Here is a 12,882-nt window from a genome sequence, read left to right on the forward strand (position 1 = left end):
ATGACGCGATAGGAAGAATGGCATGCGCCTGAGAGAAAAATTCCGTATTTCGATGTGGTTCCTGGCCCTGGCCGCAGGCGCCGGGCCCGCCATGGCGGCGGGGCAGCCAGCGCCAGCGTCGTCCGCGCCCGGCGCGCCAGTCGCTGCGGTGCCGCCGCAGGCTGCTGACGAGGCGATCAACGCCGCCGTCGCCGAGGTCATGCGCCAATACGACATCCCCGGCATGGCAATCGCCGTCACCCGCAACGGCCAGCAGCGCTTTTTCAACTACGGCGATGCCTCGCGCGCACCGCGCAAGCCGGTATCGCCCGACACGCTGTTCGAGCTGGGCTCGATCAGCAAGACCTTCACCGTGACGTTGGCGGGCTATGCAGAGGCCTCGGGCAAACTGTCGTTGGGCGACAGCCCCGCCAAGTATGTGCCCGAACTGCAAGGCAGCGCGTTCGCCAAGACCACGCTGATCAACCTGGCCACGCACACGGCGGGCGGCTTTCCTTTGCAAGTGCCGGACGCCGTGCAGGACACGGCCCAGTTGATGGCCTATCTGAAGGCCTGGACGCCGCAATACGCGCCCGGCACGCACCGCACCTACGCCAATCCCAGCATCGGCATGCTGGGCGTGGTAGCCGCGCGCAGCCTGGGCCAGCCCTACGTGGCGGCGCTGGAGCAGGGCCTGTTTCCCAAGCTGGGCTTGCGCAGCACCTATGTGAACGTACCGCCTGAAAAAATGCCCGACTACGCCTGGGGCTACAACAAGCAGAACGCGCCGGTGCGGGTGAATCCGGGTGTGCTGGCGGACGAGGCCTATGGCGTGAAATCGACCGCCCGCGACATGATCCGCTTTGTCGAGGTGAACCTGGGCGTGGCGCCGGTGGGTGCCACCATCCAGCGCGCCATCGCGGCCACGCACACGGGCTACTACCAGTTGGGCGCGATGACGCAGGACCTGATCTGGGAGCAGTACCGTTACCCGGTGTCGGTGGATGACCTGGTGGCCGGCAATTCGGCCAAGGTGGCCTTCGAGACCTTGCCGGTGCAGGCCTTGCAGCCGCCGAGCGCGCCACAGCCCGCGACGTGGATCAACAAGACCGGCGCCACCAACGGCTTTGGCGCCTACGTGGCCTTCGTACCGTCGCGCAAGGAGGGCATCGTGATCCTGGCCAACCGCAACTATCCCAACGAGGCGCGCGTGCGGCTGGCATTGCGGGTGCTGGAGACGCTGGATCGTTGAACGGCGGGGTAAGCAGTGTGGCGGCGCTGCCTGGCCCCTGGCCGTTGCCCCTTTAGCGAACGTCGCCCTTTTCCCGGGCCGCGTCATGACGCGGCAGCAAGCCCATGATGCGCAACCGGTCGCACAGCTCTCCCAGCCGCCGCAGCTTGTAGGCGTCCACGTCCATGCCGGCGTAGTCGTAGAAGCCCTGGCCTTCGCGCAGGCCGTTGCGGCCGGCTTCCATGTTGCGCGCGATGATGTCCGGCGCGGCAAAGCGGGGGTCGATGGCATCGGCCAGATAGCGGGACGCGTAATGCAGGATGTCGCCGCCGCCCCAGTCGATGAATTCCAGCAGGCCCAGCACCGAGAAGCGCAGGCCGAAGCCCAGCCGCACGGCGGTGTCGATGTCTTCGGCGCTGGCCACGCCTTCCTCGACCATGCGGGCCGCCTCGTTCATGGCCAGGGCCTGGATGCGCGGCACGATGTAGCCGGCCGCCGGTGCGCATTGCACCGGCGTCTTGCCGGCCAGCCGCAGCACCGCCAGCAGGTCCTGCAACGCGGCGTCCGCCGTCTGCGGGCCGCGGCTCACTTCCACCAGCGGAATGAGATACGCCGGGTTGAGCCAATGCGCATTCAGAAAGCGCGCGGGCGTGTGCACCAACGCGGCCAGTTCGGTCACCAGGAAGGTGGACGTGGTGGACGCGATGACGCTGTCCGGCGCGCAGGCCCGCCCCAGCCAGGTGAAGGTGTCGCGCTTGACGTCCAGGCGCTCGGGCACGGCTTCGAACACGACCCGGGCGTGGGCCAGGTCCGCGCGGGCGTCGTCGCGGGTGGTCAGGCGCACGCGGCCCAGCGCAATGTCGGCCTGTGCCGCGTCCAGCAGGCCCAGCCGCGTCAGGGTGGCCAGTTCGCGCCGCAGGTCGCCCAGCACCCGCGCGAAGTATTCGGCCTGTTCGCCGCGTTCGCGCGGCTTGATGTCGATCAGGGTGACGGACAGCCCGGCATGGATGTACGACAGCGTGATGCCGATGCCCATGCGGCCGGCGCCGACCACGCACAAGGTCTTGTCCATGGTCAGGCCCCTTGCGCCAGCAACGCGGCCATGGCGCTGCGCGACCGGCCGTGCAGGCCCAGCGCTTCCAGCGTGCGGCCTTCGGCATACAGGTCGCGGCCCGCCACGGCCGAGGCCACGCTGAGCAAGCCCTGCGCCACCGGCGTGGGCACGCCGGCCCAGCGGCCCGTCGACACCAGGAAGGACAGGCCCAGCTGCGTGTCTTCCAGCATGTAGCGGTGGCGGGCCAGGTCGATGTTCTCGCGCCAGTCGCCGCTGTCGGTCAGCTTGCCGTGCGCGCCGCGGCCATACATCCATTCATCGCCCTCGGCGGCGTAGTGGTCGGCCAGCGGAAAGTGCGGCGCCGCATAGCCCAGCGCCGTGCGCACGGCGATGCGTTCGGCGTCCAGTGCGTCGGTCACGCGGCGGATGGACGGTTGCGTGCCTTCGTTGTGGATGTCCCACTTGTCGAAGTGTTCCAGCGGGCCGGCGTTCATCAGGATCAGCGGCGGATGGATCACCGGCCCTGCGTTCATCAACGCGCCCGACAGAGCGTCTTCGATCGGCTCGATGCTGGGGTAGGCCTGCGCCAGCACTTCCAGGGCGGGGCCGGACAGGCGGCTGGGAAAGACGCCGGTGGGCAGGCGCGTGGCGTAGGCGCTGATCACGACGCGGTCGCCGTGCTTGCGCGCCAGGTAGGGCAGGGTGCCGGTCTCGGCAAAGGCCACCTCGGCCGGGTTGCCGGCGTCTTTCAGGGCGCGGGCGAACAGCAGGCTGCCGAAGGTGCCGGGCGGCAGGAACACCACCTGGCCGTCTTGCAGGTGCGGCGCCAGGTCAGGCGCCAGTGCGGCGTGGGACGTGGCCGGCAGCGGAATCACCAGCAATTGCGCGCCGTCTGTCGCGGCGCCCAGGTCAGCCGTCAGTTCCAGCTGGCCGGGGCCGTCGCCCAGCGGGATGCGGCGCGTGCCGCGATAGTCGGTCACCGTGAGGGCGCCGGCCTGGCGCAGGCTGTCGAACGCGGCCCCGTCGCGGCGCCACAGCCGCACACGATGCCCTTTTTCCACCAGGTCGGCCGCCGCCGCGTAGCAGCCGTGGCCGCCGCCAATAACGCCGATGCGCATGATCAAGCTCCTTCGATAGAGGCTTTGATCCTAGCGATGGGACAAGGCGCGGTCTGCGCCGAACGCGCAGGCGGGATACCGAATCGGCAAGCAAATGCAGGGCGGTGAGGTGCGTGCCATGGCTGCGGCCGCAGTCTGGCGGCGATCAGGTGGCGACCAAGCAGCGATCAGGCAGCGATCAGGCACTGCTTCAAGCACCCTCCCGCCGCTATCAGGGCGTACAGGCGCGGCGCTGCCTGAGCGTGTCGGACGGCAGGCAGCCATACCGCTTGCGGTAATGGGTGGCGAAGTGGCCGAAGCTGGTGACGCCGCAGCGCAGCAGGATGTCGGTGACGCTGTCGCCGTCCCGCGCTTGCCCCAGCGCGGCGTGCGCCAGCGCCAGCCGGCGGTTGCGCAGGTAGTCGCTGGGGCTTTGTTTGAGGAACTGCGTGAAGCCGTTCTGCAAGGTGCGGATGGACACGCCGCAATGCGCCGCCAGGTCGGTCAGGGCAATGGGCGCGTCGATGTGTTCTTCGATGTAGTCGCGGGCGCGGCGCACGTGCTGGGGCAGCGGCTGGCGGCGGTCGGCGCGCAGCGCATCGGAATAGTTGTGCGGCAGCTGGGTCAGCAGCAACGACACCAGATAGTCGGAAAAGCCCGCGGCCAGCGTCTGCGTCACGCCTTCGATGGCGGGGTGGCGGTACAGGCGGCACAGGTAGTCCAGCGTTTCCTGCACGGCGGCCAGGCCCGCCGAGCCCGGGGCAGCTTCCAGGTCGAACACCAGCGGCTGCTTGACCGGGCGGTCCAGCAGTTGCTGCAGGTGGCGCTCCAGGGCCTGGCGTTCGATGCGCAGGATCAGGCTGCGGCAGTCCTGGCCGATGCGGATGATGCTGCGTTCGGACGGCGACGAAATGGTCAGGCTGCCTTCGCGCAACAGCGCGCTGCGCTTGCCCAGCGTGACCAGCCCGGCGCCTTGCAGCGTGACGCGCACCAGATAGTAGCGGGCGATGTCGCCGGCATCGATTTCGACGTCGGCGCCGTAGTGCAGGTCGAACAGCGCGGCGCTGCCGAAGAACACCCCGTACAGGCGCGAGCGCATGGGCTCGCCCGGGGCCACGCACATGCGGTGCGACCACAGGTGCTGGCTGACCTGGTCCGTGATTTCAGAGACATTGCCCGAATTGAGCAGGCAGTGGCGTTGCAGCGGATAGGTGTCTTGGAACATGCTTTCCTGCGCCCCGGGAATAGCCGTTGCGCGCCCGGTATAGAGCCGGCGGACGCAAAGGCCTACAAAAGATGCAGCCATTGGGGCCTGCCGACGCAAGCCCGGATTGGCGAACCAGACAAGGGGACGCAGCCGCCACCCTGGCGGGGCCGGCGCGATCCCGTTGCGATACAAGGGAAAAACATGATGGGCGACCCCCGAAACGACGCGGCCAAGACCAGCTATGCCTACGAGTGGTATGTCGTCCTGATCTGCATGCTAGCGTACATATTTTCGTTCGTCGACCGGCAGATCCTGGCCTTGATGATCGAACCCATCAAGCACGACCTGCAACTGTCGGACACGCAGTTCAGCCTGTTGCACGGGTTGGCGTTTTCGCTGTTCTACGCCTTCATGGGCATTCCCATCGCGCTGCTGGCCGACCGCTATTCGCGGCCCCGCATCATCGCCATCGGCGTGGCGTTCTGGAGCCTGGCCACCGCGGCCTGTGGCCTGTCGCGCAGCTTCGCGCAGATGTTCCTGGCGCGCATCGGCGTCGGCGTGGGTGAGGCCGCGCTGTCGCCCGCCACCTATTCGATGCTGAGCGACATGTTTCCGCGCCACAAGCTGGGCCGCGCGGTGGGCATCTATTCCATCGGCTCGTTCATCGGCGGCGGCATGGCCTTCCTGATCGGCGGCTACGTCATCAACCTGCTCAAAAGCGTGGACAGCGTGGCGGTGCCGCTGCTGGGTGCGCTGCGGCCCTGGCAGGTGACCTTCTTCATTGTCGGCCTGCCCGGGCTGCTGGTGGCGCTGCTGATTCTGCTGACCGTGCGCGATCCGCAGCGCCGCGGGGTGCGCCGCGATGCGGCCGGCCAGGCGCAAAAGCCCTCGGTGGGCGAGACCTTTCGTTTCCTGGGGCGGCATCGCGGCACGTTCTTCTGCCACTACCTGGGGTTTTCGTTCTACGCCATGATCCTGTTCTGCCTCCTGGGCTGGACGCCGGCTTTCTACATGCGCAAGTACGGCCTGTCGCCGGTGGACGTGGGCTACATGCTGGGCGTGGTGGTGCTGGTGGCCAATACGGCCGGCGTGTTCTGCGGCGGCTGGCTGATGGATTGGCTGGCCAAGCGCGGCTACAGCGATGCGCCGCTGCGGGCCGGCGTCATCGGGGCAGTCGGCATGGCCGTGCCCGCCGTGGCGTTCACCCAGGTCGATGGCCTGTGGCTGTCGGTGGGCCTGCTGCTGCCCGCGATGTTCTTTGCCTCGTTTCCCATGCCCACGTCCACCGCCGCGATGCAGATCCTGCCGCCCAACCAGCTGCGGGCGCAGATGTCGGCGCTGTTCCTGTTGATCTCGAACCTGATCGGCCTGGGGGCGGGCACGACGGCGGTGGCCTTGCTGACGGATCGGCTGTTCAAGCTGCCCGCGGCGGTGGGCCATTCCATGTCGCTGCTGATCGGGGTGGCCACGCTGCTGTGCGTGGGTCTTCTGGCCGTGGGCTGCGGCAAGTATCGGCGCAGTCTGGTGCGGGAAGAGACCCTGGCCGAGCAGGGGCCAGCCCCGGGCGGTGCGGCGCCCGTGCCGGCGCGGGCTACGCCTTGACACATAAGGGTTACGGCATGTGCCCGCGGGCGCCACTGCCGCAGATGGGCTATAAAGCTGTTTCAACTCATCACTGCGCAGGCTCGCGCGGGCGCCGGACGCTCGGCCCTTGGCCGATAATCCCCCCGTCGCCCCGAAGCCGGATTTTTTCATGCCCCGCGTCACCCCTCGTCTTGCCCTTCCGTTGTGCGCTGCCCTGGCAGCCGTCCTGGCGGGATGCGCCGCTCCCAAAGCCGCCTTCGAAAAAGAAGACTTCACCCAGAACGACACCTATTCCCGGACGGTCGCGGCGGGCAGCAACACGGCGTGCGACGCCGGGCGGCGGGCCTTGCTCAGCCAGGGCTACAACATCGACAAGTTCGAAGGGTCGCGCGTCACCGGCCACAAGAATTTCCAGGGCGACGACGGCCAGCATACCCAGATCAGCTTCAACATCGATTGCGCCTCGGACGGCGCCGCCAACGAACGTGCCACCGTGTTCGCCAACGCTGTGCAGGACCGCTATTCCATCAAGCGCACCTCCAGTTCGGCCAGCGTGGGCGTGAGCGTGCTGGGGCAGGTGTCGATGCCGTTCGGCGCCAGCGACGATTCGCTGGTCAAGACGGCCAGCCAGACCGTGTCGCGGCCGGCGTTCTATGAAGGTTTCTTCCAGCTGCTGCAGCGCTTCCTGCCGGATGCGCAGGCCGCCGCGGCGCCCCACGTGCCGCCGCCCGGCCGCGGCAAGGCCGCCGCGCCCAAGCCGCCCGCGGACCCCGTGACCACGCCGGATGCGCCGGCCGATACGCTCAATCCGTCCACGGCCAGCGGTGCGCCGGCCGCCGGCGACAAGCCCGCGGCCGAGCCGGCTCGCGCACTGCCTGCCGCGGCGCCTGCCAACGCTGCCGGGGCGTCCGCCGCGCCGGCCAACCCGGCGGTGAAGGCGGATTCGGCGGTTCCGGCTGCGGCGGCCTCCAGCCCCACGGCACCCACCACGCCTGCCGCGGCCACGCCGGCAGCGACGCCTGCCACGCAGCCGGCCGCCGACGCCGCCAAGTAACTGCCCCGACTGGCGGCGCAGACCGTCTCCGCATCCGCCCGCCGTCCGGCGATAATGCCGCGCATGACCTACCAACTCCTGAAAATGCTGCATGTCGCCGCCGTGGTCACATGGCTGTGCGGCTCGTTGTTCGTGTCCCTGTTCCTGTTGTCGTCGCAGCCGCCCGACAGCGACGAGGCGCCGAAAGAACGCAAGATGCTGGGCGCGCTGCGCCGCTGGACGCTGTTCGTGACCACGCCGGCCATGGTGCTGACCTGGCTGGTCGGCCTGCACCTGGCCATGACCTTTGGCTGGTTCGCCATGAACTGGCTGTGGATCAAGGTAGGGCTGGCGCTGGCGCTGTCGGCGTTGCTGGGCATCCAGAGCGCGGCGCTGCGGCGCCTGGCCCAGGGCAGCGCCAAGCGACCGCCCTTGGTCGATCTGTATGCGCCGTTCACGGTCATTGCGGCCGCGGTGATCGTGACGCTGGTGGTCGTCAAGCCGTTCTGAAGGCTTGCCGCCATATGCGCCCGCCACATAACCAAACACCCCTGTAATAAGGACTCAACCAACTATTCGTTCGTGCGCGCAGGAGCCATCCCTAGAATCGTCTCTCTCATAACCGGTTTGACTTAGAGGCGATTTCCATATGACTCCCCGTACTTTCTCCGCCCGCACGGGCACGCTCATCAAGGGTCTGCTGGGCGCCGTGCTGGCCGCTGCGGCGATGTTCCACGGACCGGCATTCTCGGCCGATCCCAAGCCCCTGAAGGTGGGCGTGCGCGGCGGCGTCGACGAGCAGATCTGGGAAGTCGTGGCGCAGGTCGCCAAGAAGAATGGCCTCGCCGTCGAACCGATCGTCATCACCGGCACCGCCAGCCCCAACGAGGCGCTGAACAACGGTGACCTGGACGCCAACGCCTTCCAGCACATTCCCTTCCTGAACGACCAGATCAAGCAGCGCGGCTACAAACTGGTGTCGGTGGCCAATACGCTGATCTCGCCCATCGCGTTCTATTCCAGGAAGTACAAGTCGCTGAAAGACCTGCCCAACGGTGCCAAGGTCGGCATTCCCAACGACCCCAGCAACCAGACCCGCGCGCTGGTGATCCTGCGCGACAACGGCCTGATCACGCTGCGCGACGGCTTCGATCCGTCCACGGGCACCGCCACGCTGGCAGACGTGACGTCCAACCCCAAGAAGCTGGACTTCGTGGAAAGCGCCTCGGTGGTGCTGGCCCGCTCGCTGCCTGACGTGGACACCGCGGCCATCGTCAACAGCTTTGCCTACCAGGCCGGGCTGATCGCCACCCGCGACGGCATCGCGGTCGAGAAGAAAGAAAACAACCCGTACGTGAACATCATTGCCGTGCGCGAAAAGGACAAGAACGCGCCGTGGGTGCCGGAACTGGTCAAGGCCTACCATTCCGAGGAAGTGCGCCAGTTCATTCTGAGCAAGTACGAAGGCTCGGTGATTCCGGTCTTCTAAGCGCGTCATGATCCAACACGAGTTTTCCCTGCCGCACGAGGCCGCACAGGCCGAAGCCGGCGCGGCGCCGGATGCGCACATCGTCTTCGAAGGCCTGCAGAAGCACTATCCCGGTCCGCAGGGCCCGGTTGCGGCGCTGTCGGACATTTCGTTTTCGATCTCGCGCGGCGAGGTGTTCGGCATCATCGGGCGCAGCGGCGCCGGCAAGTCGACGCTGCTGCGTTCCATCAACATGCTTGAGCGGCCCAGCGCCGGCCGGGTGCGGGTGGACGGCGTGGACGTCGGCAGCCTGGACGAGGACGCGCTGGTGGGCCTGCGCCGCCGCATCGGCATGATCTTCCAGCACTTCAACCTGCTGTCGGCCAAGACCGTGGCGGAAAACGTGGCCCTGCCGCTGCGCGTGGCCGGCGTGAAGCCGGCCGCGGCGCGGGCTCGGGTCGATGCGTTGCTGGACCTGGTCGGGCTGCGCGACAAGGCGGATACCTATCCGGCCAAGCTGTCGGGCGGCCAGAAGCAGCGCGTGGGCATCGCCCGGGCGCTGGTGCACAACCCCGAAATCCTGCTGTGCGACGAAGCCACGTCCGCGCTGGACCCGGAAACCACGCAGTCCATCCTGGCGCTGCTGCAGGACATCAATCGCAAGCTGGGCCTGACAGTCGTGCTGATCACTCACGACATGGCGGTGATTCGCGAGGTCTGCCACAAGGTGCTGGTGCTGGATGGCGGCCGCAAGGTGGAACACGGCGACGTCTGGCGCGTGTTCGGCGATCCGCAGGCCGATGCCACGCGCGCCTTGCTGCGCCCCTTGCAGCACGACCTGCCGGCGGACCTGGCGGCGCGGCTGGTGCCCGACCTGCAAGGCCTGGACGGCCGGCCGGGCGTGGCCGTATTGCGCCTGCGTTTCACCGGCCAGGGCCGCCCGGAAGGTGTGTCGCTGCAAGCGCTGGCAGCGCTGGGGCCGGGCGCGACGCTGCTGCACGGCGGGCTGGACCGCCTGCGCGGCCATGCCCAGGGAAGCCTGCTGGTGTCGGTGCCCGCCGCCGTTCTACAGGAAGAGGCCGCGCGCGCCGCGCTGGTGGCCGATCAGATCAAGGTGCTGGGATATGTCGCTGTCGATGCTTGATAAATACGCGCAGGCCTTCCTGCAGACGCTGACGATGGTGGGCATTTCCGCTGCCATCGCCATCATCGCCGGCCTGACGCTGGCCGTGGTGCTGACGGTGACCGCGCCCGGCAACCTGTACCCCAAGCCGCGCCTGAACAAGGCGCTGTCGGTCACCGTGAATACCTTTCGTGCCATTCCCTTCATCATCCTGCTGGTGGCGATGCTGCCGTTCACGCGGATGCTGGTGGGCACCACGCTGGGCACCTGGGCGGCGATCGTGCCGCTGTCGGCCAACCTGGTGCCGTTCTTTGCGCGCATCGCCCAGGTCAGCCTGAACGACGTCGACCACGGGCTGGTGGAAGCGGCCCGCGCCATGGGCTGCCGCCGCTGGCACATCGTGCGCCACGTGCTGCTGCCCGAGGCGCTGCCTGGCATCATCGGCGGCATGACCGTCAGCGTCATCGCCATGATCAATGCGTCGGCCATGGCCGGGGCGGTGGGCGCCGGCGGCCTGGGCGACCTGGCCATCCGCTACGGCTACGAGCGTTATGAAACCCGCGTGATGTTCGAAGTGATCGTCATCCTGATCGCGCTGGTGTCGATCGTGCAATTCACCGGTGAATGGCTGTCGCGCCGCGCCGACCACAAGCGTTGAGGGCGCGCCGCGCCGTCCGCATCCTGACTTTTCCTGGAGCCTTCTCATGTCCGATTCGCCCCAACACGGTTTTGCCACCCGCGCCATCCACCTGGGCTACGAGCCGCTGGACGAGCAAGGCGCGCTGTCGCCGCCGCTGTACCTGACGTCCACCTACACGCAGGACAGCATCGAGGCCTTCGACCAGATCCGCCTGGGCGAGAAGGCCGGCTACGTCTATGGCCGCACCCGCAACCCCACGCAGGCGCTGCTGGAGGAGCGGCTGGCGTCGCTGGAAGGCGCCGAGGCCGGTGTGGTGACGGCATCCGGCATGGCTGCCATTTCGGCCACGCTGCTATCGCTGCTGCAAAGCGGCGACGAGATCGTGGTGGATCAGATCGTCTACGGCACCGCCTTCACGCTGTTCGCGCAGGGCCTGCCGCGCCTGGGCATCCGCGCCGTGTTCGCGGACTTCACCCGTCCGGAAACGGTCGCCGCGGCCATCGGCCCCAAGACCCGCGCGGTCTACTTTGAAACGCCGGCCAACCCCAACCTGCGGCTGGTGGACATTGCCGCGGTGTCGGCGATTGCGCGCGGCAAGGGTCTGTTGACCATCGTCGACAACACCTTTGCCACGCCGGTGCTGCAACGCCCGCTGGAACACGGCGCCGACATCGTGCTGCATTCGGCCACCAAGTACCTGGGCGGCCACGGCGACCTGCTGGCCGGCGCGGTGGTGGGGCGCAAAGAGCATATCGATGCGATCCGGCTGCAAGGCCTGCGCTATTTCACCGGCGCAACGCTGTCGCCGTTCACCGCGTTCCTGGTGCTGCGCGGCATCAAGACGCTGGAACTGCGGGTGGAACGCCACAGCGAATCGGCGCTGAAGGTGGCCAAGTTCCTGCGTGAACATGCGGCCGTGGCCGACGTGTTCTATCCCGGCCTGGCGGGCACCGCGGGGGCCGAGATCGCCCAGCGCCAGCAGGCGGCGGGCGGCGGCCTGGTGGCGTTCGAACTGAAAGGCGGGCTGGACGCCGGCCGGCGTCTGCTCAACAGCCTGAAACTGGCGCGCATCGCCGTCAGCCTGGGCGATCCGGAAACGCTGATCCAGCACCCGGCATCGATGACGCACGCCAGCTACACGGCCGAAGACCGCGAGAAATACGGCTTGTCGGAAGGGCTGCTGCGTCTGTCGGTGGGATTGGAAACTGCCGCGGATATCCTGGCCGACCTCAAGCAGGGGCTGGATCGGGTGTAGGCGCGGCGAGGGGGCGTTGTGGTGCAGGATCCGCAGTGATGCCGATCCTGCGACGGCGCCGGTTCTGCGTCAGCGCAGAGATGACCTCAGCGCAGGTCCGACGTCAGGTTGTCGAACTGCTGCAGTTCCAGCCGGGTGCGTTCGTCGGTCAGGCGCCGCACCGTCAACTGATGCGCCTGGAAGCGCGTCAAGAGCGCGTCCTGGTCGAACACGATCTCGTCATGCTCGGCGCGCCACGACCGGCGGTTGTCGTCGAGCAGGTTGATCATCTTTTCGAACTCGGCCAGCGTCTGGCGTTCGATGTCCCAGTTGCGCGTCAGGGTGGCCCGCTGGGTCGCGCGCGACTTCAGGGCGCCTTCGATCATCTGGTTTTTCTGCTGTTCCGTCAGATCCAGGCTGCGGATGATGACGGGCACGTCGGCCAGCAGCTTCTGGTTCTGCTGGCTGTATTTCTGCACGATGCGCTGTGATTGTTCAAGGATCAGCCGGCTTTCCACCAGGCCGCGGTCGCGCGCCAGCCGGTTGGCGATGAACAGTTCCGATAGCCGTACCTCGTCCAGTTCCTTCATGTAGGCGCGGTATTGCGCCAGGCGCTGGCCCAGCATCAGTTTCACGCCGCGCTCGATCTGGCCGTAGGCGCCGCGCGCCTTGGGGGTGGGGTCGATGTCGGGCACGTCGCCGGTCGGATGGTCGACGGCGTACATGGCCGTGCGCATCAGCTCGCCGGCATGGCGGATCTCGGCGTAGGCGGTGTCTTTCTGCACCCGCTGGTAGGCGCCCATCGCGCTCACGGTGACAAACGTGGTCACGAGCGCCAGGCCCACGCCGAACGCGATGCGCGTGCGGCTGCGAGGGGTGCGCAGGCGCTTGAACAGTGACAGCACCCCGATCACGACCGCAGGCGGAATCGCCAGCGCGATGGCCGCGCCGATGCCGTAGCCAATGGTCCCTGCCGGGCTGGCATCCATCGACGGTGAATAACGCCGCACGCTGATTGCCATCAACCAGAGGCCGAGGTAGATCGCCCAGGTGCAGAACTTGAGCACGCGGCCGGCGGTAGGCGGGGTCCGCAGGGCGGCGGCCAGCGTGTCGGCTGCCATGGGAGCCGCCACTGAACCGACCGTGGCTGGCGAGGCGGCCAGCGCCGGGTCTGCCGCCGTTTCCGAGGGCACGCTTTCAAGGCTCAGGATGGGGTCTTTGCGCGTGTCCAC

General features: G+C 67.8%; 12 protein-coding genes. 8 read left to right on the forward strand and 4 right to left on the reverse strand.

Going from position 1 to position 12,882, the window contains the following annotated elements:
• The first annotated feature begins 91 nt into the window (after positions 1-91).
• Positions 92-1,231, forward strand: coding sequence for a class C beta-lactamase (gene ampC, locus U858_RS0102905; RefSeq protein WP_051593524.1), 1,140 nt, complete (start codon positions 92-94; stop codon positions 1,229-1,231).
• 52 nt (positions 1,232-1,283) lie between these two features.
• Here the strand turns inward: ampC and U858_RS0102910 are convergent, their stop codons facing one another.
• From U858_RS0102910 to U858_RS0102920, 3 genes are all read right to left on the reverse strand, one after another.
• A complete protein-coding gene (locus U858_RS0102910; RefSeq protein WP_025135692.1) occupies positions 1,284-2,282 on the reverse strand; it encodes a 3-hydroxybutyryl-CoA dehydrogenase in 999 nt (332 codons plus the stop codon).
• A gap of 2 nt (positions 2,283-2,284) precedes the next feature.
• Positions 2,285-3,382 (reverse strand): NAD/NADP-dependent octopine/nopaline dehydrogenase family protein, encoded by a 1,098-nt coding sequence (locus U858_RS0102915; protein ID WP_025135693.1) that lies wholly within the window; start codon positions 3,380-3,382, stop codon positions 2,285-2,287.
• 211 nt (positions 3,383-3,593) lie between these two features.
• Positions 3,594-4,586 (reverse strand): AraC family transcriptional regulator, encoded by a 993-nt coding sequence (locus U858_RS0102920; protein WP_025135694.1) that lies wholly within the window; start codon positions 4,584-4,586, stop codon positions 3,594-3,596.
• Positions 4,587-4,769: 183 nt separating this feature from the next.
• Between U858_RS0102920 and U858_RS0102925 the strand changes: the two genes are divergently transcribed.
• The 7 genes from U858_RS0102925 (at position 4,770) to U858_RS0102955 (ending at position 11,671) form a co-directional block, all read left to right on the forward strand.
• A complete protein-coding gene (locus U858_RS0102925) occupies positions 4,770-6,170 on the forward strand; it encodes an MFS transporter (RefSeq protein WP_025135695.1) in 1,401 nt (466 codons plus the stop codon).
• Positions 6,171-6,321: 151 nt separating this feature from the next.
• On the forward strand, positions 6,322-7,206 hold the full coding sequence (locus tag U858_RS0102930; protein WP_025135696.1) for a DUF2242 domain-containing protein: 885 nt from the start codon (positions 6,322-6,324) through the stop codon (positions 7,204-7,206).
• A gap of 63 nt (positions 7,207-7,269) precedes the next feature.
• Positions 7,270-7,695, forward strand: a complete 426-nt coding sequence (locus U858_RS0102935; protein WP_232786481.1) for a CopD family protein — start codon at positions 7,270-7,272, stop codon at positions 7,693-7,695.
• 139 nt (positions 7,696-7,834) lie between these two features.
• On the forward strand, positions 7,835-8,674 hold the full coding sequence (locus U858_RS0102940) for a MetQ/NlpA family ABC transporter substrate-binding protein (RefSeq protein ID WP_025135698.1): 840 nt from the start codon (positions 7,835-7,837) through the stop codon (positions 8,672-8,674).
• Positions 8,675-8,681: 7 nt separating this feature from the next.
• Positions 8,682-9,797 carry a methionine ABC transporter ATP-binding protein gene (locus U858_RS0102945; protein WP_025135699.1) on the forward strand — a complete coding sequence of 372 codons (1,116 nt, stop codon included), beginning with the start codon at positions 8,682-8,684 and terminating at the stop codon, positions 9,795-9,797.
• Positions 9,778-10,434, forward strand: a complete 657-nt coding sequence (locus tag U858_RS0102950; protein ID WP_025135700.1) for a methionine ABC transporter permease — start codon at positions 9,778-9,780, stop codon at positions 10,432-10,434. The genes U858_RS0102945 and U858_RS0102950 overlap by 20 nt, the downstream gene beginning before the upstream one ends.
• A gap of 46 nt (positions 10,435-10,480) precedes the next feature.
• Positions 10,481-11,671 carry a PLP-dependent aspartate aminotransferase family protein gene (locus U858_RS0102955; RefSeq protein WP_025135701.1) on the forward strand — a complete coding sequence of 397 codons (1,191 nt, stop codon included), beginning with the start codon at positions 10,481-10,483 and terminating at the stop codon, positions 11,669-11,671.
• An 86-nt stretch (positions 11,672-11,757) separates the two neighbouring features.
• On the opposite strand, the gene U858_RS0102960 is transcribed toward U858_RS0102955, so the two are convergent.
• Positions 11,758-12,882 carry a hypothetical protein gene (locus U858_RS0102960; protein WP_025135702.1) on the reverse strand — a complete coding sequence of 375 codons (1,125 nt, stop codon included), beginning with the start codon at positions 12,880-12,882 and terminating at the stop codon, positions 11,758-11,760.

It is taken from the genome of Achromobacter sp. DH1f (genome assembly GCF_000633435.1).
Classification (GTDB): domain Bacteria; phylum Pseudomonadota; class Gammaproteobacteria; order Burkholderiales; family Burkholderiaceae_B; genus Achromobacter; species Achromobacter deleyi.

Excerpts from the sequence above, each read along its gene's own strand:
- U858_RS0102950 (WP_025135700.1), top strand. The coding sequence starts at position 9,778 with ATGTCGCTGTCGATGCTTGATAAATACGCGCAGGCCTTCCTGCAGACG.
- U858_RS0102910 (WP_025135692.1), bottom strand. The coding sequence starts at position 2,282 with ATGGACAAGACCTTGTGCGTGGTCGGCGCCGGCCGCATGGGCATCGGC.
- U858_RS0102935 (WP_232786481.1), top strand. The coding sequence starts at position 7,270 with ATGACCTACCAACTCCTGAAAATGCTGCATGTCGCCGCCGTGGTCACA.
- U858_RS0102955 (WP_025135701.1), top strand. The coding sequence starts at position 10,481 with ATGTCCGATTCGCCCCAACACGGTTTTGCCACCCGCGCCATCCACCTG.
- U858_RS0102920 (WP_025135694.1), bottom strand. The coding sequence starts at position 4,586 with ATGTTCCAAGACACCTATCCGCTGCAACGCCACTGCCTGCTCAATTCG.
- U858_RS0102940 (WP_025135698.1), top strand. The coding sequence starts at position 7,835 with ATGACTCCCCGTACTTTCTCCGCCCGCACGGGCACGCTCATCAAGGGT.
- U858_RS0102945 (WP_025135699.1), top strand. The coding sequence starts at position 8,682 with ATGATCCAACACGAGTTTTCCCTGCCGCACGAGGCCGCACAGGCCGAA.
- U858_RS0102925 (WP_025135695.1), top strand. The coding sequence starts at position 4,770 with ATGATGGGCGACCCCCGAAACGACGCGGCCAAGACCAGCTATGCCTAC.
- ampC (WP_051593524.1), top strand. The coding sequence starts at position 92 with ATGGCGGCGGGGCAGCCAGCGCCAGCGTCGTCCGCGCCCGGCGCGCCA.
- U858_RS0102915 (WP_025135693.1), bottom strand. The coding sequence starts at position 3,382 with ATGCGCATCGGCGTTATTGGCGGCGGCCACGGCTGCTACGCGGCGGCG.
- U858_RS0102930 (WP_025135696.1), top strand. The coding sequence starts at position 6,322 with ATGCCCCGCGTCACCCCTCGTCTTGCCCTTCCGTTGTGCGCTGCCCTG.